The sequence below is a fragment of the Gordonia sp. CPCC 205333 genome, assembly GCF_048537885.1.
Classification (GTDB): domain Bacteria; phylum Actinomycetota; class Actinomycetes; order Mycobacteriales; family Mycobacteriaceae; genus Gordonia.
This window is the reverse complement of the sequence record NZ_JBCLVI010000002.1, coordinates 638,441-662,369: the sequence shown is the minus strand read 5'-3', so window position 1 is coordinate 662,369 and position 23,929 is coordinate 638,441. Positions and strand designations below refer to the sequence as shown.

Here is a 23,929-nt window from a genome sequence, read left to right as displayed (position 1 = left end):
AGTGACTGATACAACCGCCGCAAAGCTGGCTGATCTGCGTGAGAAGCTCGAAGCCGCAAAGGAACCAGGTGGCGAGAAGGCGGTGGCCAAGCGCGCGGCCAAGGGTATCTGCTCTCCTCGTGAGCGGTTGGCGATGCTGTTCGACCCGGGCACTTTCGTCGAAATCGGCGCGCTGGCCAAGATGCCCGGTGCCGCTCAGTCGGGTTACGGCGATGGGGTGGTCACCGGTCACGGCCTCGTATTCGGGCGACCCGTTGCTGCCTTCAGCCATGATCAGACGGTTCTGGGCGGAACGGTCGGAGAGATGTTCGGCCGCAAGGTTTCCGGATTGATGGAGTGGGCCGCGAAGATCGGCTGCCCGATGGTCGGTATCAATGACTCAGCTGGCGCGCGTATCCAGGACGCGGTCACCTCGCTCGCGTGGTATGCCGAAATGGGCCGCCGCAATGACTTGCTGTCGGGTCTGGCTCCGCAGATCTCGGTCATCCTTGGCAAATGTGCCGGTGGCGCCGTGTACACCCCGGCGAATACCGACATTCTGGTCGCGGTCGAGGATAAGAGCTACATGTTCGTCACCGGACCCGATGTCATCAAGCAGACGACCGGCGAAGAAATCTCGGCGGAAGACCTTGGTAGCGCACACAATCAGGCGCGCTGGGGCAATATCCACCACATCGCTCCCGATGAGAAGGCCGCGTTCGACTGGGTCCGCGAGTACCTGCAGTACATGCCGTCGAGCGCGCATGAATGGCCGCCCGTCGTAAACCCCGGGTTGGAGCCTGAGGTCACTGAATCGGATCTGTCTCTCGATACTTTTATGCCGGATAACGACAACGCCGGTTATGACATGCGCGACATCATCATTCGACTCTTCGATGATGGTGCCTTCCACGAGGTCGCCGAACTTTTCGCGCCGAATATCCTGACCGGCTTCGCGCGGGTTGACGGGCGCAGCGTCGGTGTTGTCGCGAATCAGCCGAGTGTGATGGCCGGGACGCTCGACACCGATTCGTCGGAGAAGGCGACTCGCTTCGTGCGAATCTGCAATGCGTTCAATATCCCGCTGGTCTTCCTGGTGGATACACCGGGCATTTTGCCGGGGTTGGTTGAAGAGCAGAAGGGCACCATTCGTCGCTCGGGCAAATTCCTCTACGCGTATGTCGAGGCCAGTGTCCCGAAGGTGACTGTCGTGCTGCGCAAGGCATATGGCGGCGCGTATGCGGTGATGGGTTCCAAGCAGCTCGGCGCCGACATCAACTTCGCATGGCCGAGCGCCAAGATCGCGGTGATGGGTGCCGAATCGGCCGCAGCTGTGTTGACGCGTCGTCAGACCGAAGGATTGTCGGCGGCCGACGCCGATAAGGTGCGTCGCGACTTCATCGACTTCTACAACGTCATGATGGCGACTCCCTACCTTGCGGCCGAGCGCGGCTACATCGACGCGGTGATCGAGCCGTCGCAGACTCGTCTGCAACTACGAAAAGCGTTGGCGCAGTTGCGCGATAAGCAGGTATTGCAGACCCGCCGCAAGCATTTCTTGATGCCGGTCTAGGTCGGGTCGCGAGGTCTCGATACACCTGGTCGCTAGCGCTCTTCAGCACTCGACCAGACCAACACCGCTGGTCGGGTGTATCGAGACCCGGCGAGATCGCCGCGCGAACAGACCCTTATCCACTCACGTGATCCCATTCGTCAGATGCCCGAGGCCGAAGGTCACCAGCATGGCGATCGCGCCGCCGATGACGACTCGGAGAATCGGTCGGGTCATCGGCGAGCCACCGAGCCGGGCGCTGATTGCCCCGGTCAGAGCCAGTGCCACCAGTACTGCGACGAAAGTCACTGGCACTCGAACTGACACCGGCGGCGCGAGAATCGCGATCAGCGGTAGTAATGCGCCGACGGTGAAGGACACGGCTGACGATGCCGCGGCCTGCCAGGGATTGGTCAACTCGTTCGGATCGAATCCCAACTCGGCGTCGACATGCGCCTCAAATGCGTTGTGCGCGGTCAGTTCTTCGGCAACTTGACGTGCGGTGGCCAGGCTGAGCCCCTTCTCTTCGTAGAGTCCGGTGAGTTCGTCCAACTCCGCTTGCGGCTGCTCGCGTAACTCCTGACGCTCCTTCGCCAGCAGCGACCGTTCGCTATCACGTTGGGTGCTCACAGACACGTACTCGCCGAGCGCCATCGAGACCGCACCCGCGGCAAGGCCGGCCACACCCGCCATGAATACCGGTTGCCGCGTGGCCGTCGCGGCCGCGACCCCCACGACGATCCCGGCGGTAGACACGATACCGTCGTTGGCGCCCAGAACCCCGGCCCTCAACCAGTTGAGTCGATTCGCCAGTGTTCCCGAATGTGGCTCGCCTTCGTGGGCACCCGTGGACATGTGGTCACCATAGCCGCGTGCCACGGGGGCAGCGCAACGTAGGAAACGCTAACCGAAGCCGCAGGTGGGGTGGGGTTTCCGCAATCTCGGCAATATCCATTACCGCGGAGCGACGGCACCTAGGCTCGATCTATGGACACCATCAACGGGCTACCTGCGCATCCGCTGCTAGTACATATCGTCGTGGTGGCGGTTCCCGTTGCCGCGCTCGCCGTCATCACCTCGGTGGTGTGGCCGACGGCACGCGTATGGCTTGGGCCGGCGCCGGTCATCCTCACCTTGCTGGCACTGATCGCGGTGCCCATCACCACGAGCGCCGGTGAAGCTCTGGAGAAGTCCCTCGGTGCGGAGCCGAGTGAGACGCTCGCCAACCACATTCACTACGGCGACATGGTGATCATCTGGGTTGGTCCACTGTTCGGACTTGCCGCCCTATGGTGGTTGCTGACGTCGCCGCGAACGGAAACCCAGCGGGATCGGTATCTCGGTCCTGGTGTGCGGCATTGGTCGACGATCGTTGTCGGCATCGCGGCGGTTGTGGTGGCACTCGGTTCGATTGCGATCGTCGTGAGTGTCGGAGAGCTTGGCGCGGAGTCGGTTTGGGGCCGACAATAGCTAGAACTCGGCGATAGCCTGCGCGAGACGGCTCGCCGCCGCGTACACCGACGGACGCGTTCCCAGCCCGACGTCGTGGATCGGTGCATGGACAACCAATTCGGTGAACCCCGCAGCGGCATACTCCGCTGCCGCACCGATCAGCGAGTCAACGTCCTGGGCAAACGCCGGTGAGTTGGCTCCCACCAACAGTATTCGCTCCAGCGAGTCTGGTGAGCGTCCGGCATCACGGAGCGTATCGCCCAGTCGTGCAAGCTGATTCAGCAGCTCGGCCGGCACATCGAAGTCGGCGTCGAAGGCGGCCAGGTCGCAGACCCAGGCCGCACCGAGTTCGGCGGTCAGCTTCATACCGCGTGGCCCGCTGCCTGCGATGGCGAACGGAATGCGCGGGCGCTGAATACATCCGGGGATGGTGCGCGCTTCGACGGCGGTGTACCACTCGCCGTTGAAGGAGGTCTCATCGTTGGTCAACAACTCATCGAGCCCGCGCGTGAACTCCTCGAGGCGATTATGCCGCTGGCGAGGAGTCAACGGCGGGTCGCCCAGTACGGCGGCGTCGAAAGATGATGTGCCAGCGCCTAGCCCGAGGGTGAGGCGACCATCGCAGATCGCGTCGAGCGTGATCAGATCTTTGGCAAGTGTCACCGGATGCCGGTAGTTGGGTGTGGTCACCAAGGTGCCCAGCCTGATCTCGGAGGTTACCGATGCTCCAAGGGACAGTGTCAAAAGTGCGTCATACCAAGGCCTGTCCCGGAACATCCGCCAAGTCTGATAGTCATAGGTGTACGCGCACGCGAAACCCAACTCCTCTGCCTCCCGCCACCGCGCGCGGGTGTCGGCGGCATTGAAGACCGGAAGTATTGCCGTACTCAGTCGCACCGGCTCAGTATCCTGTCGATCGCATCGGTCCCAGGTCCCATAGGCCCGATTCGCGGGTAGTGCCCAAGGTCAGCTCGGCAGGTGGTGCCGGAGCTATCTCGGTGAAGCTCTGGAGGCTGCCCCAGTCGCGACCCCAATTGTTGCGGAGATACGACGGCACGATCGTAGGGATCAACATCGCCTCGGTAATGCCAAGGGGGCCACCGGATTTTCCGGCCATCCAGGTCTGGCTGTTCTTCTCAGTCGCCTCGGCATCGGGAAGGATTCGCCATTTGGGAACTTCGAGCACGCCGTTGCGGACCACCATTGGTTGCTGGCACGGGAACACCATGCCGGGCAGCCAGTCGATGAAGACCGGGTCCGTTTGCCCCACAACATCGTTGAGGGTGTGCAGCGTCGCGACACGCGGTGGCGTCACGGCAACCCATTGGGTCGGTGCCCCCGAAGTGTCCTTCGCAATTACCCGTACCACATCGGCGCCCTTCGGCGCGTCGGCCAGCGGGAAGCGCAGATCGCGCCAGATCTCTGTTTTGGCGATGTCGACCGGCGACATCTGTCGCAACGGCGTGATCATGCCATTCGCGCCGCGTCGACCGAATTGCACGGTCACCTGTTGTCCGGGGTGAACAACGCCGATCCCGTCGACAGCTTGGACCGAGCCTGCTGCCGCTACCGTAAGCAGTGGCGCGTTGGGATCGAGTTTCGACGTCGAGAACGGCAACTGGTACCAGCCAGACGTCAACGAGCCGGTGCCGCTTGGTGATCCGTTGCTGCCGAGCACCGGGGTGGTGGCGGGGTTCAAGCCGAACGGCAGACGCACCGTCGATCCGTTGATTCCCTTCGCGCCGCGTCCGCCAGCATTATCTCCGCTGGCCGAATTCGATTCGGTGTCAGTCGAATCAGATCCGGTGGTCTCGGTGTCGCTTCCACTGGTGGACCCCGACGATGACCCGGTCGAATCGTCGCTCTCGGTGGCATCGACCGAAAGCTTGGTCGGTACGCCTTCGGGTGTGAAACCGGTGAGGTCGCGACCGGCGAAGGTCGCGGCGACCGGCGGCGTCACGTCACCGATCGGGGCCGGCCGCAACATGGAGATGTTGGGATCGGCATCGACCATCACATCATTCGCCAGCGCACATTCATTGCCCTGCAGCGCACGGGTATTCGAGTTCAGCCACGACCAACTGTCGCGTTGCACATACGCGGCTTTGGCGAATGAGACGACCATGAAGATCACCACGAACGCCGACAACACCGGAAGTGGAGAGAATTTCAGGCGTGATAGCCGAGACGAACCAATGCTACGGGTCTTGTCATCGGTGTAGTCGTCGCGGAAGTGGAACCAGAGGCCGACGAGGGCGGTGATCACTGCGAGGGCCAAGAAGATCCAGCTGAACTGCACTCCGGCGATCGCAGGCGGGCGATCCCACCATGGGATGCCGTAACTGCCGACAAACCACCAGCCATTCGGGCCGGCGAAGGAGATACCGGTGACCGTCAGCATCGCTGAGGCGAAGAAGGTGCGATTGCGCCGCGATCGGAGAATGATCGGCGACATCATCGCTCCGGCGGCTGCGGCCAGGCCGCCGGCGATACCCGCGTAGACGCCGAAATGGTGGGTCCACTTGGTTGGTGTGAACGCGATGAAGAACATGGTGCCGAGGGTTACCGCGATGAGTCGCCAAATCGGCGCGCGGGAAACAGCATTGGGATGCTCGCGACGAAGCAGACGGAACAAGACCACGAAGAGGCACAGGATCATGGCGAGAATGCCGAAGCGGCGGGCGACGGTGCCGTCGGCGGTCGGCAGGATCAGGTAGTAATAGCGGACGGGCTCCTCCCACCACTCCAGGGTCGGGCCGACGTCGGCTGCCACTTTGTAGGCGTCGACCAGCGGCATCACGCTCTGATCCGCACCGATCTGATAGAGCACCGCGAAACCCGCAGCTGCGATGGGGGCGAGCATCGGTAGCAGACCGTCTCGCTTACGCCGTGACACAACGGTTTTGATGATCGGACGCAGGCCAGCGAGCAACGCGGCGGCGGCCATCAGGCCACCTGGCGCGAGCGCCAGCGTGAACGCGGCGGTTAGTGCCGCGATGGCGTAGGGGAGTAAGCGGCGAGTGGCGATGGCGCGCTCGACGCAGCACCAGGTCAGCAGTGCGCCGACTGCCTCGGCAGGTTCGGGGCGCAAACCATTGTTGTACGGCAACCAGATTGCGAGGAAGACGAATGCCGCCGACCACATCGCCGGCGTGCTGTTACGCACCGTCCGACCCAGGCGGGGCACCACTTCACGACTGATCAACCACCAGCCCAGCAGCCCTAACGCGAAGGCGGGCAACCTCATCCACGGTGCGGCGAGGCTCACCTCGCTCATCGCCGAGATCACCTGAAAATGCCAACCAAACGGATCCTGGGGCACGCCGAAGTAGCGGAAGTAGTTGTCGGCGTAGCCAGCGTCGCCGGTGATCCGGCCGACGGTGAAATTGTATCCGTCGTCGGAGGTATTGGTGCCGGCGATCCACCAGAATGCGAGGATCGCGAAGACCACGACGTCGAGCGGACGGATCCGCCACCAGCCGACTGGCAGAATTCGCTTGTGGCCGCGACCATCTCGGGCATCGAGGATGCCAAGTGCGACCAGTGACAGCACCGTCATCAGAATGCCGAAGACGATCGCCCAGAATTTCAGCGTCGACGGAGTGGTAGCGAAACGGGTGTCGATGTCGGCGTGGAGCGAGAGTTGGCTGGTATTCGCCGACGGTGGCAGATCGGTGTAAACGCCGACGATCTGTGGCCGCATGTCGGGGTCGGGGAGGTCGAAGCGTAGTGCTTCACCCGCAGTCGGCTCCGCGGCTTCGATGCCGTCGAACCTAGCGTGTACGCCGTCGCCATTGCCGGTGAATACGATGCGGCAATTTGGATTCGACTGTGCTGCCGTGCGTTTGGTGGTCAGGATGACGACGTCGCGGTCGATCACTTCGAGGGCATCGGCGGTCGCACGGAAGAACAGCCCGCGCGCGCTGGCTTGCTGCCCCTTGGCGGGAATCGTGGACAGAAGTACACCACCGTCGCGGGGCAAATCCTTGGCCAGTGCACATGGCACGGACACATCGACGGTCTGTGGCACGAAGGAAACTAGCGGGGCGGCAACGCTTTTGACTCCTCCGGCCTGCGGCCAGTTGAGTTCGGAGGTAGTGCGATCGACCGGTAGGAGCGGACTGAGCGCAGCCATCAACACACCGAGCGCACCGCAGATCACCGCGGCCCATTTCGCGTACTTGCTAGTGGTCATTCGGTATCCGGCTCCACCCTGATTGAGCCGGTCCGCGACCAGCCCCACTGATTACGTTGTGTGGTCTGAATTTTCGCTGAAGCAGCATCGTCCGCGAGCGGAGTCAGCCGTTCCAACGCACCCCAATCCTGATGCCAGTCCTCGGAGAGGTAGGTCGGGACCGTCGACGCCGATGTCGTCGACTCGGAGATACCCAGCAGGCCGCCGTCGACAGCGGCTTGCCAGGTTTTAGACTGCGACGTCGTCGTGACGAAATCGCCGAGGATGCGCCAGCGTGGAATCTCCGCGACACCGTGGGTAACACTCAGTGGCCGTTGGCAGGGGAAGTGCCCTGCCACGGTGAAGTCGACAAGCGTTGGCGCATCGCTACCCACTAGCCCCTGCAGGGTGATCAATCGCGGAGCGCGCGGCGGCGTGACGGCGACGAACTGCTTCGGTCCCAAGTTGTTGTCCAAGACCACGATTCGTGCCACCGTCGCTGCTGGCGGCACTGCTGACATCGGCACCCGCAAGTTTCGCCAGGGCATATTCGGAATAACGGGCCCCGGATCAATGGGCATCGCGCCAGGCCCGAGTGGCTCGAATTCACCTGTGGCGCTTGGCCGTCCGAACTGAAGACGGACGGATCGACCGAATTGTACGGCGCCTTCCGCGTCAACAGTGGTGATGGCACCCGCTGCGCTGACGACCACCAGCGGTGAGCTCGCGCGGTCAGGCAATTGATACCAGTCGGTGGTCAGCCGGGCCTCGCCGCCGAAGCCGTAGCTGCCGAGTACCGGTGTTGTTTTGGGGTTGAGGCCGAAGGGCAGAGCCATCTGCGAGCCGTTGACCGTCGTCGGGCCATACCCGCCGGTGGTTCCCGCGCTGGGTGCGCCGACTACGGCGAACGGTTTGGCGAAGCTGGCCGAGACGTTCATCTGGCCGGGGCGGGCGCTGCCGGGTTCCGGATAGAGATCGAGCGGAATACCGTTGGGGGAGAAGCCGACCGACTCGCTTCCGGCGAGCGCCTGAGACGGCGAACGATTCCCGACGGGAATCAGCATGCCCGCGTTGGCATCCGGTTCGGTTAGTACCTGATCGGCTAGCGCGCAGGGTTTGCCGCGCAGGGTGTTCACGTTCTCGCTGAATACGGTGAAGGTGGGGTACCGGGTAACCGCGGCTTTCATGAAGACCAGGACCTCGGCGAGAACCATCACGGTGGCAATGACGGCGATGGGCGAGGAAGCCAGAGCCAGCCGGCGTCGATCAGCCGTGGGCTGCTTGGAATGAGCGAGGCCGCGGTTGGTGACATAGTCCTGGCGCAGGTGCTGCCAGGCTGCCAGTGCGCCGGTCGCCACCGCCAGAATGAGGAAGATGGTCGAGATGGCGATACCTGCGAAGACCGGCGCGCGATCGAACCACGCGATACCCAGGTTATAGCCGTACGGCCAGGCATTTTTGCCGGCCATTGCCGCTGCCAAGGCGAAGAACAACCCGGAGACGAACACGGTGATATTGCGCGTCGAGGTCGCCGCGGTCTGGGCTATCGCGAGAGTTGCGGTGGCCGCGACCGCTGCGGCGAGTCCCGCGAAGATGCCGAATTGAATGGTCCATTTGGTCGGGGTGAAGGCCAGCAAGACCAACGTGACCCCGATAGCGCCGATCAGCCGCCACGTGGGCCCATTGTCCACGCCGCGAATCTTGCTGCGCCGCAGGATAACCGCAACGGTGACGAATACCGCGGCCAACAGTAGTAGCACGGGCACGCGGCGCGGCAGTCCGCCGTCCGGGGTGGACACCGCGATGAAGTAGTAGCGCAGATATTCCTGGTACCACATGATCGCCGGTCCAGTTTGGTACCGGATCTTGATAGCTTCGGCGACAGTCGCAAGGGTTTGATCACGGAATACCACGAGCAGGACGAGAGTGCCGGCGGCAGCCAGCGGCGCGATCAGTGGCAGTAGACCTCCTTCGGCGCGACGTCGAATCAGGACTCGCAGCATTGGCCGCGCGGCGACCAAGAGGATTGCGCCACCGATAATGCCGTGTGGCGCAAGGGCGAATGTCATCGCAGCGGCGATGGCCGCCAGTGCTGCCGGCAACAGACGTCGGGTGCCGATGGCCTGTTCGGCGGCCCACCAGGTCAGTAGTGACCCGAGCACGATGATGCCTTCGGAGCGGAGCCCGCTGCAGAACGGCAACCAGAAGGCGACGAAGGTCATCGCGGCCGCCCATTGCGCCCAACTGCTGTTGCGGATCGCCGGACCCAAGCGGGGCAACAGAATTCGGGTGAGGATGAACCACGACGCCAAGCCGGCCAGCAGTGATGGGATATGCATCCAGAGGATCGACGGTGAGATCGACGACCAGTGCGATAGGAAGCTGTAGTACCAGTCGAACGGAGTCTCGGCGCTGCCGTAGAAGCGGTAGTAGTTGGGTAGATAACCGGCGTCGGCTGCTACCCGGCCCATATTAAGGATGTAGCCGTCGTCGGGTGAGCCGGCACCGATGAGGGCCCACACCAGCAATGTCGCGGTGACCACCAGGTCGGTGACCCGAGGTTTGAGGGTTCGCCAGAAGAGTGCCCGAGAATTGCCGACATTGCGGTGATAGCCGCCGATACGGTCGAGGAGGTAAAGCGCGACCAGCGACACCGCGACGCAAAGCGCGCCGACGATCATCACCAGCAGTTTCACGATGCTTGGGCTGGTTTCGTAGCGATTGTCGATGTCGACGTGGGCGCGCAGGCCCGCGACTCCGGCCGCTGTTGCCTGCGGGGTGGTCAAGTCACTGAAAATGCCGTCGATCTGGGGGCGCTTGTCCGACGGCAGAACTGTCGCCGGCCCGAGCCCGACGAACTGGGCGCCGACGCCGGTGGCATTCGACCAGATCTTCAGTTCCGCGCACCGCCCGGAGGCAATAGCCGAGCGAGAGGCAGTCGCGGCAACTGAGTTGCGGGTAGTGACCGTTACCGACGAACGATCGGCCTTGACCGTCAACATCGAGGCCGCCGCGCGGGTGGCCTTCGCCGGCATGGTTGCCAGGACCGTGCTTGTGTTAGCGGGTAAGTCAGCGAGCACCCGGCACGGGATGCGAATCTGCATCGACTTGGGTGTCTGCGCGATCAGCGGCGCGGTTACCGAGGAATCGGCTGCGTTGAGTTGCTGCGTATTGGGCCAGCTAAACGACGCATCGGTGGCCTTGACCGGAAGCAGCGGTGTCAGGCCGCAGAGGATTACGCCGAGAACGCCGGCCACGACCGCGACGAGCCGGACAGCGGGCGCAGGAGTTTGGGAGGTCAAGGGCACGCCAGTAGATGTTATGGCAATGCGGGTGGGGGACGAATTCCGCCTGCTGGACAGCTGCGACCGCAGTCGGTCAACGAAGTCGGCGCCTGACCCGGGCCGCCCGCACGATCAGCGGCCACAGCGGCGCGAAGAACGCAGTCTGATCCGCGAACCCGACGGTCGGCAGCCGGTTATGAACGAATCCCGCTGCAAGTCCGCGCGCTGGGTCGGCCCACCCGGTCGAACCGCCGAGACCCACATGTCCGAAGCTGCCAGACATACTCCGCAGCGGTGGGCCAGTGTGATAGCCCAGTTGGAATGTGCACGGCACCCCAAGGGTGCGATCGAAATTTGTTCCGTTGATCGGTGCCAGCTGCCGGATTGTCGACGGCGAGAGTAGTCGTCGACCGTCCACACTGCCATCGCCCGCAAGCGCCGCGTATAGCTTCGCCAATTCATGCGCTGGGACCATCGCATTGCCCGCGGGCAGTTCGATATCGTAGATCGGGCTGATAGGTGTGCCATCGTCGGCAAGCCACCATTCGAGCCCTGGTACGTGGAGAGTGCGCAGTGTGCCGCCGAATCCGCGCAACCGTTTTGCTCGCTCGAGCGTCGACGGCAGGCGGCCCTCGAGTGAGCGGTGGCGCATCACCGGAGCAAGGGCAGGTACGAATGCGGTGTGCTGGACCGTTGGAATGGGCGAACGGCCCAGTGACAAACTCTGCAATCCGAGGGGCTGCGCGATTTCCGACTGATACAGACTGCGCATCGACTCTCCGGTGATGCCGCGCGCGATCCCCGACATGATCGTGCCAATCGTTAGCGAGTGATAGGCCTGTCGACCGAAATGCGGACCGATCGGAGCGGCTGCCATCCGGCGCTCGAATTCCTCGAGGTCGGCGAGATGCGAGAGATGCTCGACGATGCCATCGAGCCGCGACAACCCGGCGCGGTGTGCCAGGGCCTCGCGAATCGTGATGCGCCCCTTGCCATTAGCTGCGAAATCTGGCCAGTACTCGGCGATCGGTGCGTCGTAGTCGAGTAGTCCGCGATCGGCGAGCCGATGTAGGACTGCGGCGGAGATGCCCTTGGACGCGGAGAAGATTAGCCCCGCTGTGTCGTGCGACCAGTCATTCTCGGCTGTCGCTTTACCTGCCCAGATATCCATCACCGGATGACCATCGGCGTACACGCACAGTGCGCCGCCGCCGAATCTCAGACGACTGAACAGGAGGGCGAATGCCTTGGCCGTTGCCATGAAGTCTGGACTGACCCAGCCGTGCACGCCTCGTGGTGGTGCAATCGCCTCGGCGGGGATCGGGATCGGGTTCGGCTGAGGGGCCTCGGGGACGAAGGCCGACTCTGCAGATGTCATGAAAGGCAAGGTATCAGTACCAGAAGTACCGCATACTCAAAATCCGAATTGTGCTAAGCCCTGAAGTCGATGGGGAGTTGTGCCCATCGACGGCGAGCGGCATCGTCGCGAGAATTGCGGCATGACGACAAACACTCGCCGCAGTATCTTCAGTGCCGTTCTCCTGGCTTCGTTTTCCGCACTCGCCGGTCTGTCGGTCGCGGGACCGGCTAGCGCGGCCCCGACAGCCGATGCCTACCAGCAGGGCGGCTCGTACTACTTCGTATCGCCGTCGAATCAATGGCACTGCGCCATCGTCACGTCGGTCCAGGCCCCGTCCTGGGCGGGGTGCAAGGGGCCAATGCCCGCGAACGCGCCGTCGGTCCAAGGCGGCGGAGTCCAATCGATTCACCCCAACGGAGTCTCGGTGTCGTCGGTGAAGCCGGGGACGCTGACCTTCTACAGCGATACCAGTGTCAGCTCGTCCAATCCCGCTTCGGTGAAAGTGCTGCCGTACGGCACCACACTTACTGCCGGGGGAATCTCGTGCGTCATCGACGCAAGTCGCGGAATCACTTGCGAATCCGGCGACCATGCGTTCACCGTGTCGTCGGAGCGCTATCAGCTTCGATAATCGCTTCCGACGAACCGCCGCTAGACCCGGATTACCGATGGACCCCGGTCCTCGTATCGATCCGCCCGCTCGGCATCGAGTTCGGTTCCGGTAACGATGGATTCGATGTCCGCGAGTTCGGCGAAGCGGCAGAAATTGCTCTGCCCGAATTTCGAGTGCGCGGCCACCAGTATCGATCGGTGTGCCACCCGGACGGCCGTGCCCTTCACCGCGGCAACCGCCGGATCCGACGTGGTGAGACCGTGGTCGAGGGAGATCGCGTTGGTACCGAGGTAGGCGACGTCGATGACCAGGCTGCTCAACCGGTCCACCGCCCAGTTGTCGACAGTCGCAAGCGTACGTCCGCGTAGCCGACCGCCGAGTAGCAGGACGGTGACCGTCGAACTGTGAGCCAGCGCTTCGGCAGCCAGCAACGATGAGGTGACTACAGTCAGCTGCTGATCGGCCAGCCGTTCGGCGATCAGGCGGGGGGTGAACCCCTCATCGAGATACACCGTCTCAGCACCGTGCAGTTGGTCCGCGGCGGCGGCGGCGATCCGGTGCTTCTGTGCGAGATCGACCTGGCTGCGGTATTCGAGTCCGGACTCGAATGCGGCTGTCTCCAGCGGCACAGCTCCGCCGTGCACACGTTTGAGGAGGCGTCGAGTGGCCAGGGCCCTGAGGTCCCGGCGGATCGTCTCGCTCGCGACATCCAACTCGTCAGCGAGCGAGATCACCTCGACCCGCCCACGCGTTCGGGCGAACTCGACGATCTGTCGTTGCCGCGTATCGGAATCCACGGGATATCACGCTACTCGGCGCTGACCACCGCACGTCAGCCTCAGGAGAGGATGTCGCGGATCTCTTCGGGTGTCCGCGCGGCGCGCAAGCGGTCGATGTCGTCGGCCTTGAGGAATGCCTTGGCGATCTTATTCAACAGAGCAAGGTGATCTTTGCCCGCGCCGGCTATGCCGATGACGAACTCGGCGGGCTTACCCTTCCAGTCGATCGGATCGTCGTAGCGTACGAAGGACAGACCGGTACGGACAATCGCGCTCTTGGCGTCATTGGTGCCGTGTGGAATCGCCAAGCCGTTGCCCATGAACGTCGCGACCGACTTCTCGCGCTCATGCATGGACGCGACATAGGACGCATCGACCGCGCCACATTCGACCAGCAGCCGCCCGGCTTCGTCGATCGCGGCGTCACGGGTGGTCGCCGTGCCGTGCAACACGATGGATTCCAGCGCTAGTGCTTGCAGGGCCGGTGCGGTCGCCACACCCCCGCCCGACGTCGTTGCGGAGGGAGGCTGCGAATCCTGTTGCGGGGCAACCATTTCTGCCGAGGGCGAGTTGGTCTGCCCGAGTAGTTCGACGATCTCGTCGTATCGCGGGCTGGACATGAAGTCATCGACCGAGATGTGGATCGCCGACGGCGTCGACTGTCTCGCCCGTTCGGTAAGGTCGGCGTGGGTGACGATCAGGTCGTGGGTGTCCTCGAGGTTCGAGATTGCCTGGTTCACGACCGTGACGTCGCTATACCCGGCTTTCTGAATCTTGCGGCGCAGCACCGATGCGCCCATCGCCGACGATCCCATCCCGGCGTCGCATGCGAACACGATGTCGGTGATCGGTCCGCGGGCTCCGCCGCCGGTGAGTATCGACGACACACTCGATTTCTTACCCTTCATCGCCTCCATTCCGGCGGTCGCGGCTGCGATATCGGGCATCTCCTCGGAGTGGTCGATCTTCAGCAGGAAAGGAGCGGTGAGCAGGGAGACCACGGTCGCGCCGACGACCGACAGGGTTACTCCGAGGAAGCTGTCCGCGGGAGTCTGGGCGTAGATCGCGATGATCGATCCGGGTGCCGCTGGTGCGCGCAGTCCCGATCCGAACAGAACGTTGATGAACACGCCGGTCATACCTCCAAGGATGGCGGCGAGGATCAGTCGCGGTTTCATCAAGACGTAGGGGAAGTAGATCTCGTGGATGCCGCCAAAGAATTGGATGATGGCCGCACCAGGTGCCGACGCTCGGGCCGGACCTTTGCCAAAGAAGGTGTACGCCAACAGAATTCCCAATCCGGGGCCGGGATTGGTCTCCAGCAGGAAGAGGATGGATTTGCCGGTCTCGGCGGCCTGCGCGGTGCCGAGTGGCGTCAGCACGCCGTGATTGATCGCGTTGTTGAGAAATAGCACCTTGGCTGGCTCGATGAAGATCGACGTCAGTGGCAGCAGGTCGTGGTTGACCAGGAAGTCGACGGCATTGCCGGCCGCCCGGGTGAATCCGGAGACGATCGGTCCGACACCGAAGAACCCGACGATGGCAAGCAGGAGGCCGAGGATTCCCGCGGAGAAGTTATCGACCAGCATTTCGAAACCGGGTTTGATCTTCCCTGCCCACAACTCGTCGAGCTTCTTCATAAGCCAGCCGCCCAGTGGACCCATGATCATCGCGCCCATGAACATCGGGACGTCGGAGCCGGTGATCACGCCGACCGTCGCGATCGCACCGACCACCGCGCCGCGGTTGCCGTGGACCATTCGGCCGCCGGAGTACCCGATGAGAATGGGCAGTAGGTAAGTGATCATCGGGCCGACGATTCCGGCGCCGTCGTACGCACCCCAGCCACCAATCTTCGCGACCCATCCGTTGGGGTCGTCCAATCCGCTGAAGATGCCGGTTAGCCAGCCAGACTCGATGAACAGTGCGGTGAGCAGGCCCCACGCGATGAACGCGCCGATGTTGGGCATGACCATATTCGACAACGCCGTACCGAACTTCTGCACGCGGACGCGCAGTCCGCCGCGCGACGTCGTGTTCGTCGGGCTAGCTGCACCTGACATGAGAGTTACCTCCGCTTCGACCTCGACCGTGATGCCGGTCACATAACTAAGTAGACACATAAACGGTCAGAAATGCAAGCAATCGGCTATAAACGGGCAGTCAATCGGGTGGATTTATGCCCGAATGACCGATAGAGTGCACACATCAACGTTCGGCTATGAGAGGAACATCACGATGAAGGCACTACGGTTCTACGCACCCGAGGACGTCCGCCTCGAAGATGTTCCCGAGCCGACCTGCGGCCCTGGCGAGGTCAAGATTCGGGTCCGCAACTGCTCGACCTGCGGCACCGACGTCAAGATCTTCGGCAACGGCCATCAGAACCTGACACCTCCACGCACTCTGGGACACGAGGTCGCCGGCGAGATCGTCGAGGTCGGCGCCGATGTCAATGACACCTTCAGTGCGCAGTGGCAGGTCGGAGATCGTGTTCAGGTCATCGCGGCCGTGCCATGTGGTGACTGTCATGAATGCCGAAAGGGCTGGATGGCCGTTTGCCAGAACCAGACATCGATCGGCTATCAGTACGACGGCGGATTCGCGGAGTACATGACCGTGCCCACGCAGGTGCTCAAGGTCGATGGCCTCAATCGCATCCCGGATAATGTCGGCTTTGACGAGGCGTCGGCTGCTGAACCATTCGCCTGCGCCATCAACGCACAAGAATTGCTCGGCATCGAAGAGGGGGACACCGTCGTCGTCTTCGGCGCGGGGCCGATCGGATGTATGCATATCCGCATCGCACGGGGCGTTCATAAAGCTGGGCCCATCTATCTGGTCGACGTCAACGCCGGTCGCCTGCAGATGTCGGCCGACGCCGTGTCGCCCGACGAAATTATCGACGGCTCGAAGGTCGATGTCATAGAACGTGTCATGGAACTGACCGATGGGCGTGGTGCCGATGTGGTCATTACCGCGACGGCCGCGAATGTTGCTCAGGAACAGGCGATTTCGATGGCCGCGCGCAACGGCCGGATCTCCTTCTTCGGCGGACTGCCCAAGACCGACCCGAAGATCACCTGTGATTCGAATGTCGTCCACTACCGCCAGTTGCATATTCACGGTGCCAATGGGTCGGCTCCCGAACACAATAAGCGGGCACTTCAGTACATCTCGACCGGTCAGGTCCCAGTGAAAGATCTCATCACCCGGCATATTCCGCTCGACAACGTGCTCGATGCGTTCACGGTGGTGAAAGAAGGCTCGGCGATCAAGGTCACCGTGGAGCCTGGCTAGCCTCCGAAGGTCCGGCGAGGATTGCTGACCCAGACAGTTGTATTCCTCAGGAGGTGACCGGGCCCAGCTCGAGCTTTTGCCACGAAAACTGTTGGTAGGCAGCCTCATTGCCGGCCAGCCACCCAAGCATCGCCGCGACCACCTCGTCGGGGCGCGCGACCTCGGTACCAAAATGGCGATCTGATGACCCGTCTCGGTATTCGAGGTCGTATGCCTCGGCGTCCGTTCGCTGGGACTGCATGTACACCTCGACGTCGGTCTCGACGATGACGAAATCCTTGACCTTCATCGCATATGCGAAATGCTCGATGAGCCCGCGAGTGAGAGTGGGAAACGTTCCCTCATTCGAGGTCATCATCTGCCCATGGACTGCGCCACGCGGATCCAGTACGACGTCGAGCTGTGGGTCGTAAACTCCGTAACCGACGGAAAACGCCTGTGGCACAACGATGTCGCGTGCCTGTTGGATGGCAGGCCATCGCGACGGAACGAAAACCGCCGCACCGGTGCCGTCCAGAGGCGACATCGATAGGAACCCCGACTCATCGTCCAATTCCCCGTCGGCGGCGCTGATCTCGGTCGCCAAGCGTGCGGCCATCTCGGTGGCCGGTTGTTCCGCTTCGTCTTGCATGAGCGCGAAAGCCCGCGCCGACGCGGCCGTGTCACAGTGCGCGGCCGGGATCAGCCAGACGTCGTAACTCATGGCATTGAGGCTAACTCAGTACCGGATCGGTGCGGGCGCCCAAAGGCCGCTACGTGTCGAGGTGCCGGTGGTGATCTCGGCGAGAGTGTCCACGTCGCCGTATGGCGTGTACTTCTCCAACGATCCCCAATCGCGCCCGAGATCGCCGATCAGGTAGGTGGCCAGCGAATCGGCTTGCTGCGATACTTCCAGCCAGCCGATCGGCCCGCCGCCGTCGGCGGCCTGCCAGGCTGACACCGCGGCCGCGAGATCGGCTCCCGGTTTGATCCGCCATTTAGGAATCTCGGCCACGCCGTTGTGATGGTTGAACGGGCGTTGACACGGGAACACCAGGCCCGATGTCCAGTCGATATGAACCGGATCCGTCCGTCCGACAACGTCTTCCAACGTGCGCAGCTCGGGGAGACGCGGCGGCGTCACCGCCATGAACTGATCCTTCGACAGGTTCTCGTCCTTAGCCACGATCCGCACGGCCGTGGCATCGGCGGGAATCTGATCGGTGCTCAGGCGGACATTGCGCCACGATGGTCGGGGACCCGGATCAATCATGTCAATTGTGCCCGCTTTGGTCAGATCACCGTCACGGGTGTTCGCTCCGACCGCGCCGATAGTGTATTCCAACTGAAGGTCGGGGGTGTTGAACCAGCCGGCGACCGAGAAGGTCAGCAGCTTTTTGGAGTGGAAGTCCTTCGGCAACTCGTACCATCCCGACGTCAGGTACGCGGGGATCTGAGCGTCGTCGGAATAGCTGCCGAGTACGGGAGTGCGGTCCGGATCGAGCAGGAACGGGAGCTGCGCCACGGAGCCGTTGATCCCGGGCTTGGCGATCTCACCGCCCCCGGTGTTCGCCGTGTTGGCGTTCAAGATGTCCGGATCTGCTTGTGCCGCACCGGCAAGCACGCCAAGGGAGCCGGCCGACGCGGTGGCGCTGAGTTCTTCGGGCAGGCCGTTGGCGCGAAAGCCCGACGACTTCGATGATCCGGTGGTCTTGGGGCCGAATAGCGGATCGGGCAGTGTCTTGTCCACTGCGGATAACAGATAGTCGCTCGGGGCGGTCTCGACATAGACCTTGTCGGCCATACCGCATTCCTTGCCGGCCAAGGCTTCGAGATTGGTTCGCGGCACCGAATAGGAACCGCTCTGCTGGATGCCGGCGAATAGCGCGGTCACCATTTCGAAGAGCACGATGGCCGCGGCGACATAGGCCAATGGGGCGCTGCGCAATGTCGTCCACAGTGTGTGCCGCCGCTTGTCGGGAACAGTGTCCGACACTTTGGGGGCACCGTCGGCCGGGTCCCGGCCGGTGAACGGCTCGCGGAAGTGGAACCACAATGCCAGGAGCAGGAGGAGTAGCGCGGCATAGAGCAGAAGGTTCGCCAGGTTGACGCCGAGGACCACTTGTTCTACGCCCCAAGGCATTCCCCATGCGGAGGCGTAGTAGAACGAGTTGGGCGCGGTGAATGCCAATCCGGCGATGAACAAGGTGAGAGCCGCGAAAATTGTGCGGTTGCGACGCGAATGCATCACGCCCTGGCCGACCGCGACCGCGGCGATGGCAGCCAATGCCGCGCCGAGGCCCGCGAAGACACCGAAGTGGTGCGTCCACTTGGTCGGGGTGAACATCAGGAAGAGCAAGGAGGCGAAGGTGATTCCGACAATGCGCCGAGCCGGTCCAAGGGCGGTGCCGGGGATGCGCGAGCGTCGAATCATCACCAGGCCGGATGCGGCCAACGACAGGAGCATCGCCAGGACTGCGAAGCGCCGGGCGATGGAACCGTCAGCCGAGAACGCGAAAAGCGAAGAGTAGCGGTCGATTTCGTTGTACCAGTGCAGCGACGGTCCGAGCGCCGTCTTCATCGCCGACGCGTCGAGGAAGGAGGTGAGCGTCAGATTCTGGAACACGACGAAGATTACGAAGGTCCCCGCGGCGAGAATCGGAGCCAGCAGCGCGAGATATGACGTCCAGATCGATCCGGTCTCGCCCCTGATTACCTTGGCGCGCTTGATGACTGAAAGGATCATCGGGCGGGCGCCCGCCACGAGTGCCGCGACGGCCAGCAGGCCGGTCGGCCCGGCCGCGAGACTGAAGGCGCCGATCAGGCAGGCGAGTGCGGCGGGTAGCAGCCGTCCGGTCGCGATGGCACGTTCGACTGAGCACCAGGTGAGCAATGCGCCCAGGCAGATGATCGGTTCGGGGCGCAACCCGTTGTTGAACGGGAACCACATCGCGAGGAATACGAAAGCCGACGTCCAGCCGACCGAAGCGCGGGCGGCCGCCCGGCCGAGCCTCGGCAGTACTTCATGACTGACGATGAGCCAACAGATCATTCCGCATAACAATGCGGGTAGCCGCAGCCAGGGACTGGCGAGGCTGACATGCGATAGCCACCCGAAGATCTGGTAGTACCAGCCGAAGGGGGCCTCGGGCGCGCCGAACCAGCGGAAGTAGTTCGCGGTGTAGCCACTGTCGGGGGCCACCCGCGACATCGTTAACAAATAGCCGTCGTCGGAAGTATTGGGCCCGATGAAATGCCAGATCAGTAGGGCACCGAGGACCGCGTAGTCGCGTGGATTGAGACGCCACCACCGTGCCGGGAAGATGCGACGGTGTTTGCGGCCGTCGGTGGAATCCAGCACCGCCAACGCGGCCAGGGATATCAGTGTCGCGATCACGCCGACAATCAGGACAAGCCATTTGAGGACGGTCGGCGCGGTGTTGTAGCGCGAGTCGATGGTGACATGCGCGGTCAGCCCCGCCAGCGAGCTCGACGGTCCGGACAGATCGGTGAAGATACCGGTGACCTGTGGCCGTTGGTCGGAATCGTAGTGTTCGGACTCGCGGCCCACGGTGGTGCCAACGAGTGGCTTTCCGTCATCCGAGCGCATGCCGACGAACTCTGCGCGCACCTCGTCGGCGGTGGCCTCGACGTCGATGCGACTGCACGGCTGGGTGCGCAGCTGGGCGAAAGTCGCCGACACCAGCGGCGTGTTGCGGATGACTACTTCGACGGATCGGGCGTCGGGGGCGTCGGTCGGTGTTCCGGTGGTGCGGATGAACAAACCGCGGTCAGAGGATTTGTCGGCTTGTTTGGGCAGGGTGGACAGGAGGACCGACTTTGATGCGGCTGCATCGGGAGCGGTCAACTGGTCGACCGCCGAGCAGGGGATGGACGCTGTCATGTCGATCGGCACATAGCTGACCAGCGGGGCCTCAACCCCGCGGATCACGCCGTTCTGTGGCCAGGACAGCTCGGCAGTGGTCTGGGTGACCGGCATGAGCGGGGTAGCCAGCGCCATGAAGAGGCCGAGCAACCCCGTGATGATGGCGACTAGCTTGGCACGTCCTACTGTGTGGGCTGGCGCTGTCTGGGGTGGCACAAGGGGAAATGGTATCGGTTGCGCCTATGCACCTGACTTAAGGTGATCAGATGACCGCTGATTCCGCTGCCCCCGGCGCAGAGCCGCTGCCGATACTTCTGCTCAACGGACCGAATCTGAATACGTTGGGTGTTCGTCAACCCCACGTGTACGGATCGACGACGCTGACGCAGATCGTCGAATCGGCCGAACGTCGGGCCGCTGAGCGCGGCTTCGGTCTGCGGTCCGCGCAGACCAATCACGAGGGGCAGCTGATCGACTGGATTCACGAGGCCCGTGGTCAGGTAAGCGGCATCATCATCAACCCGGGCGGATGGACACACACCTCTGTTGCCCTGGCTGACGCGCTCTTGGTACCCGAAGTGCCGATCGTCGAAGTGCACATCAGCAATGTCGCCAAGCGGGAGTCGTTCCGCCACCATTCGTATGTCTCGCCGATCGCGGTCGGGACCATCACCGGACTGGGCGTCGCGGGCTACGACTACGCCGTGCAGTTCCTGACCGAGCATCTGTCAGGTCAGGGGAGCCGGGCGTAACACTTCGTGACAAGCACTACTCGACCATTCAACGAAGGTGATCTGTTGGGCAGGTGAACTGGCCGACCTCGACTCCGACCGGCCTGATTGGCCGAAGCCTTTACCGTCCCAAGGCTTCCCGCGCTGCCTGAGCCACACTCGTCCGCAACAGTGGGCCATGCCCAGGCATCAGAATCTGAGCGTCGAGGCCGGTAAATGATTGCACCGCAGCGCGGTTGGCGTTGACGTCATGCTGGAAATGTTTGGATAGGCATTGCGGGCCGGTCAGTGCGGAGGTCATATGTCCACTGATCAGGGCGTCGCCGGAAATGAGTGCCTCGCCGTCGGTGACTAGGAAGCCGCTGTGCCCATTCGTATGTCCGTATGCGGGGACCGGCACCGGAGCGCCGGGCAGGTCCAGCGCGGGCGGGTTCGACGTCGACGGGAATGCATGTGCCGCAGCCACTCCGGCCTTACTCAGCGCACCAAGCGGGATAATCTTCGACAGCCAGCGCAGGCCGCGTCCGTGTATCGCCAGGGGTGCGATGTCGGCCGGGGCGGCCTGCTGAAGATACTCCCGCCGCGCATGCCCGACCTCGAGTTCGTCGGCGTAGACCGGAAACCCGTACCGTGCAGCGACTTTCGCCAATCCGCCGATGTGATCGACGTGCGCGTGTGTGAGCAGCGCGCCGACGACAGCTTCGGGCCGGCCGCCAGTCATCCGGATGGACTCGACGACGGCGTCGGCCTGACCGGGATATCCGCCGTCGATGAGGGTGAGATCGTCGCCGGATCTGAGAATAATCCAGTTCGAAACGTCCGTGTAGACGAAATAGGCTGTCCCGGAGTCAGATTCGACGGAGGTGATCTCATAGCGTGGCGAACGGGTATTCTTCGAGTTCATTTGCGACCCTCCCTGACAACAAGCACGAACGGTCCCACCTCAGTCACCCGGAAACGTGGATCGGCGAAGGCGGACTTTTGGTAGGTCACCGTATACCGCCGCACGTTGGGATCGTTGGGGTACACATCCTCGGCGAGTTTAAGGCTGTAGCCGTCGGCGCTGTAGCGGAACAGGAATACCGTGGGCGGCGTCCAGGGCGCGCCATCGAGCTCGGTGATCATCTCATCGGGACTGGCGATCTTCGACCATCGTTCAATTATCTTGGCGCGCTTGTCGAATTCGGCAAGTGGGTTCGCGTAATGCGATGTCAATCCCTGGAATCCCCAGTACGGGTAGAGCGATAGGAAGCCGTAGTCGGCGGTGAGCACGATCGTCTGGTCAGCAGGTTTACCGGTCTGGTCGCGAATGAGGTTGTGGATCTTGGGGAAATAAGACTCCGCGCCGGCCGGCTTCTTGTCCGCGCGGACCCCCGTTCCGTCGGTGTCGGTGTAGGCGGTAGTGACGTCGGAGCTGAGCATGCCGGGCACGCTCTGTGCCATGCCCACCGCGGCGATGATGCCAAGCGCGCCGATGACAAAACGCACGTCGCCGAATTTCCCGACAGCGGCTCGCGCGAGCTCCCCGATCCCGAATATGCCTGCGGCGGAAAGGATTGCGATAAGTACCGGACCCAGGCGGAACGAAAGCAGGGTGCTGCCGGTTGCCGTGCGCAACAATGAGATCGCGACTACCACGTACACCCCGACGATCGCGGCCGCGAAGGCCAGCGCGATAGTCCGCTGCCGGAATCGCAACAGTACCCACCCCAGGCCGATCAGCGTCAGAACGCCGACGAGCGAGACGTCGAACATCGGCATCGGGAAGAGCGCGCCGGATTCGGGCAGGTAGTGCTCCGCGGAGCCGCCACTGGCGGCGGTGCCCGAAATACGATCGGAAAGATAAGGTGCCCAGGCGAATAGAGCGACGAGCCCACCGATGATCCCCATCGCGGCGAGTCGTCCGACGACGCCGACTATGAGCGTTCGGCGCTGTGCTCGAACATCGGCTGCGGGTCGTGCCTTATTGGCGGTGGCGAGCCACCCGGCTACCGAGAACCACAAGGCGAGCAGGATCGTGATGCCGGCGAGAAGTCCAGTGAACAGGGTGTAGAACGTCGCGGAAAGTCCGATGAAGAGGCCGGAGGCGATCACCGCGGGCCAGGAGGTGGCTCGCAATCCGGCAACGGACGTTCCTCGCAGACCGCGTAAGGCGTGAACGAAAACGACCAGCATCGGCACGCCCAGCAGGATCAGTACCGCGCCGTAAGGCTCGGGCGCGGCGTATATGAGCGTCACGACGGTGACCGCGAGTGAGACAGCGATGCCGCGGTCGGTGCCGATCATCCGGTTCCACAGCGCGGTGGCCAATGCCGCGGCGACAGCGATCGACAGAATCGACCAGGGCTTGTACGCCTCCCAGCCGGGTAGGCCGTCGAACTGAGCGAAGCGACCGCCCATCCAGAACCAGCCGGCCGGGTAATACGGCGCGAGTCCGTGATAGGTCATATCCGCGAGGTGCGGTGAGTCGGTGAGCCGGGTGAGGTATTCGGTGCGGAATTGTTGATCGACCGAGAGGCCGCCCAGGTACAGCTTCGTCGCGCCCAGCGGCATTCCCAGGGTGATCGTGACGAATCCGGCCACGCCGGCCGCGGACAGTATCGGTAGTGCCGGTGCCCAGCGCCGGAGCCGGTAAGCGATGACAGCGACGACCAATACCGCGATCGCCACGGCCTGTCCGATGGTTGTCAGTGCCCGCGTGACATTCGACGAGTTGAACGCTGGCCAGTCGACCTTGCCGATGACCAGCAGCGCCGCGTAGGCGACGATGGCCCCGACTACGACGGTGGCGACGAGCCCAGCGGCGTCGATGAGGCGCGATCGGGTGAACACCGGGGCTG

The 23,929-nt window shown here is 63.1% G+C and carries 16 protein-coding genes; 5 read left to right on the top strand and 11 right to left on the bottom strand.

Going from position 1 to position 23,929, the window contains the following annotated elements; translation table 11 throughout:
- Position 1: 1 nt before the first annotated feature.
- Positions 2-1,552 (top strand): acyl-CoA carboxylase subunit beta, encoded by a 1,551-nt coding sequence (locus AAFP29_RS08785; RefSeq protein WP_419216950.1) that lies wholly within the window; start codon positions 2-4, stop codon positions 1,550-1,552.
- 123 nt (positions 1,553-1,675) lie between these two features.
- On the opposite strand, the gene AAFP29_RS08780 is transcribed toward AAFP29_RS08785, so the two are convergent.
- The gene (locus AAFP29_RS08780; RefSeq protein ID WP_419216949.1) at positions 1,676-2,386 is read right to left on the bottom strand and encodes a VIT1/CCC1 transporter family protein; all 711 of its coding nucleotides are present in this window, start codon (positions 2,384-2,386) and stop codon (positions 1,676-1,678) included.
- A gap of 132 nt (positions 2,387-2,518) precedes the next feature.
- On the opposite strand from AAFP29_RS08780, the gene AAFP29_RS08775 reads away from it, so the two are divergent.
- Complete coding sequence (locus tag AAFP29_RS08775; RefSeq protein WP_419216948.1) at positions 2,519-3,001, top strand: DUF2231 domain-containing protein; 483 nt, start codon at positions 2,519-2,521, stop codon at positions 2,999-3,001.
- Here AAFP29_RS08775 and AAFP29_RS08770 read toward each other — a convergent pair whose 3' ends face one another.
- The 4 genes from AAFP29_RS08770 to AAFP29_RS08755 form a co-directional block, all read right to left on the bottom strand.
- Positions 3,002-3,880 carry an LLM class flavin-dependent oxidoreductase gene (locus AAFP29_RS08770; RefSeq protein WP_419216947.1) on the bottom strand — a complete coding sequence of 293 codons (879 nt, stop codon included), beginning with the start codon at positions 3,878-3,880 and terminating at the stop codon, positions 3,002-3,004.
- Positions 3,881-3,884: 4 nt separating this feature from the next.
- Complete coding sequence (locus tag AAFP29_RS08765; RefSeq protein WP_419216946.1) at positions 3,885-7,178, bottom strand: arabinosyltransferase domain-containing protein; 3,294 nt, start codon at positions 7,176-7,178, stop codon at positions 3,885-3,887.
- Positions 7,175-10,459: an arabinosyltransferase domain-containing protein gene (locus AAFP29_RS08760; protein ID WP_419217253.1), complete on the bottom strand. Its 3,285-nt coding sequence runs from the start codon at positions 10,457-10,459 to the stop codon at positions 7,175-7,177. The genes AAFP29_RS08765 and AAFP29_RS08760 overlap by 4 nt, the downstream gene beginning before the upstream one ends.
- A gap of 76 nt (positions 10,460-10,535) precedes the next feature.
- Positions 10,536-11,819, bottom strand: a complete 1,284-nt coding sequence (locus AAFP29_RS08755; RefSeq protein ID WP_419216945.1) for a serine hydrolase domain-containing protein — start codon at positions 11,817-11,819, stop codon at positions 10,536-10,538.
- A 121-nt stretch (positions 11,820-11,940) separates the two neighbouring features.
- Here AAFP29_RS08755 and AAFP29_RS08750 point away from each other — a divergent pair, with 121 nt between their 5' ends.
- Positions 11,941-12,432 carry a hypothetical protein gene (locus tag AAFP29_RS08750; protein ID WP_419216944.1) on the top strand — a complete coding sequence of 164 codons (492 nt, stop codon included), beginning with the start codon at positions 11,941-11,943 and terminating at the stop codon, positions 12,430-12,432.
- A 20-nt stretch (positions 12,433-12,452) separates the two neighbouring features.
- Here AAFP29_RS08750 and AAFP29_RS08745 read toward each other — a convergent pair whose 3' ends face one another.
- Both AAFP29_RS08745 and AAFP29_RS08740 read right to left on the bottom strand, forming a co-directional pair.
- Positions 12,453-13,211, bottom strand: a complete 759-nt coding sequence (locus AAFP29_RS08745; protein WP_419216943.1) for a DeoR/GlpR family DNA-binding transcription regulator — start codon at positions 13,209-13,211, stop codon at positions 12,453-12,455.
- A gap of 41 nt (positions 13,212-13,252) precedes the next feature.
- The gene (locus AAFP29_RS08740; protein ID WP_419217252.1) at positions 13,253-15,256 is read right to left on the bottom strand and encodes a PTS mannitol transporter subunit IICBA; all 2,004 of its coding nucleotides are present in this window, start codon (positions 15,254-15,256) and stop codon (positions 13,253-13,255) included.
- Between the two features lie 175 nt (positions 15,257-15,431).
- Here AAFP29_RS08740 and AAFP29_RS08735 point away from each other — a divergent pair, with 175 nt between their 5' ends.
- Positions 15,432-16,493: a zinc-dependent dehydrogenase gene (locus AAFP29_RS08735; RefSeq protein WP_419216942.1), complete on the top strand. Its 1,062-nt coding sequence runs from the start codon at positions 15,432-15,434 to the stop codon at positions 16,491-16,493.
- Positions 16,494-16,539: 46 nt separating this feature from the next.
- Here the strand turns inward: AAFP29_RS08735 and AAFP29_RS08730 are convergent, their stop codons facing one another.
- Together AAFP29_RS08730 and AAFP29_RS08725 are read right to left on the bottom strand one after the other, a co-directional pair.
- The gene (locus AAFP29_RS08730) at positions 16,540-17,196 is read right to left on the bottom strand and encodes a hypothetical protein (protein WP_419216941.1); all 657 of its coding nucleotides are present in this window, start codon (positions 17,194-17,196) and stop codon (positions 16,540-16,542) included.
- 15 nt (positions 17,197-17,211) lie between these two features.
- Positions 17,212-20,574 carry an arabinosyltransferase domain-containing protein gene (locus AAFP29_RS08725; RefSeq protein ID WP_419216940.1) on the bottom strand — a complete coding sequence of 1,121 codons (3,363 nt, stop codon included), beginning with the start codon at positions 20,572-20,574 and terminating at the stop codon, positions 17,212-17,214.
- 50 nt (positions 20,575-20,624) lie between these two features.
- Between AAFP29_RS08725 and aroQ the strand changes: the two genes are divergently transcribed.
- A complete protein-coding gene (gene aroQ, locus AAFP29_RS08720; protein WP_419216939.1) occupies positions 20,625-21,110 on the top strand; it encodes a type II 3-dehydroquinate dehydratase in 486 nt (161 codons plus the stop codon).
- Between the two features lie 100 nt (positions 21,111-21,210).
- Here aroQ and AAFP29_RS08715 read toward each other — a convergent pair whose 3' ends face one another.
- Positions 21,211-21,993: an MBL fold metallo-hydrolase gene (locus tag AAFP29_RS08715; RefSeq protein ID WP_419216938.1), complete on the bottom strand. Its 783-nt coding sequence runs from the start codon at positions 21,991-21,993 to the stop codon at positions 21,211-21,213.
- Complete coding sequence (locus AAFP29_RS08710; protein ID WP_419217251.1) at positions 21,990-23,921, bottom strand: galactan 5-O-arabinofuranosyltransferase; 1,932 nt, start codon at positions 23,919-23,921, stop codon at positions 21,990-21,992. The genes AAFP29_RS08715 and AAFP29_RS08710 overlap by 4 nt, the downstream gene beginning before the upstream one ends.
- Positions 23,922-23,929: the final 8 nt, after the last annotated feature.

Coding starts and splice junctions, on each gene's coding strand:
- AAFP29_RS08780 (WP_419216949.1), bottom strand. CDS start 2,386: ATGTCCACGGGTGCCCACGAAGGCGAGCCACATTCGGGAACACTGGCG.
- AAFP29_RS08775 (WP_419216948.1), top strand. CDS start 2,519: ATGGACACCATCAACGGGCTACCTGCGCATCCGCTGCTAGTACATATC.
- AAFP29_RS08765 (WP_419216946.1), bottom strand. CDS start 7,178: ATGACCACTAGCAAGTACGCGAAATGGGCCGCGGTGATCTGCGGTGCG.
- AAFP29_RS08755 (WP_419216945.1), bottom strand. CDS start 11,819: ATGACATCTGCAGAGTCGGCCTTCGTCCCCGAGGCCCCTCAGCCGAAC.
- AAFP29_RS08750 (WP_419216944.1), top strand. CDS start 11,941: ATGACGACAAACACTCGCCGCAGTATCTTCAGTGCCGTTCTCCTGGCT.
- AAFP29_RS08740 (WP_419217252.1), bottom strand. CDS start 15,256: ATGTCAGGTGCAGCTAGCCCGACGAACACGACGTCGCGCGGCGGACTG.
- AAFP29_RS08735 (WP_419216942.1), top strand. CDS start 15,432: ATGAAGGCACTACGGTTCTACGCACCCGAGGACGTCCGCCTCGAAGAT.
- AAFP29_RS08730 (WP_419216941.1), bottom strand. CDS start 17,196: ATGAGTTACGACGTCTGGCTGATCCCGGCCGCGCACTGTGACACGGCC.
- aroQ (WP_419216939.1), top strand. CDS start 20,625: ATGACCGCTGATTCCGCTGCCCCCGGCGCAGAGCCGCTGCCGATACTT.
- AAFP29_RS08715 (WP_419216938.1), bottom strand. CDS start 21,993: ATGAACTCGAAGAATACCCGTTCGCCACGCTATGAGATCACCTCCGTC.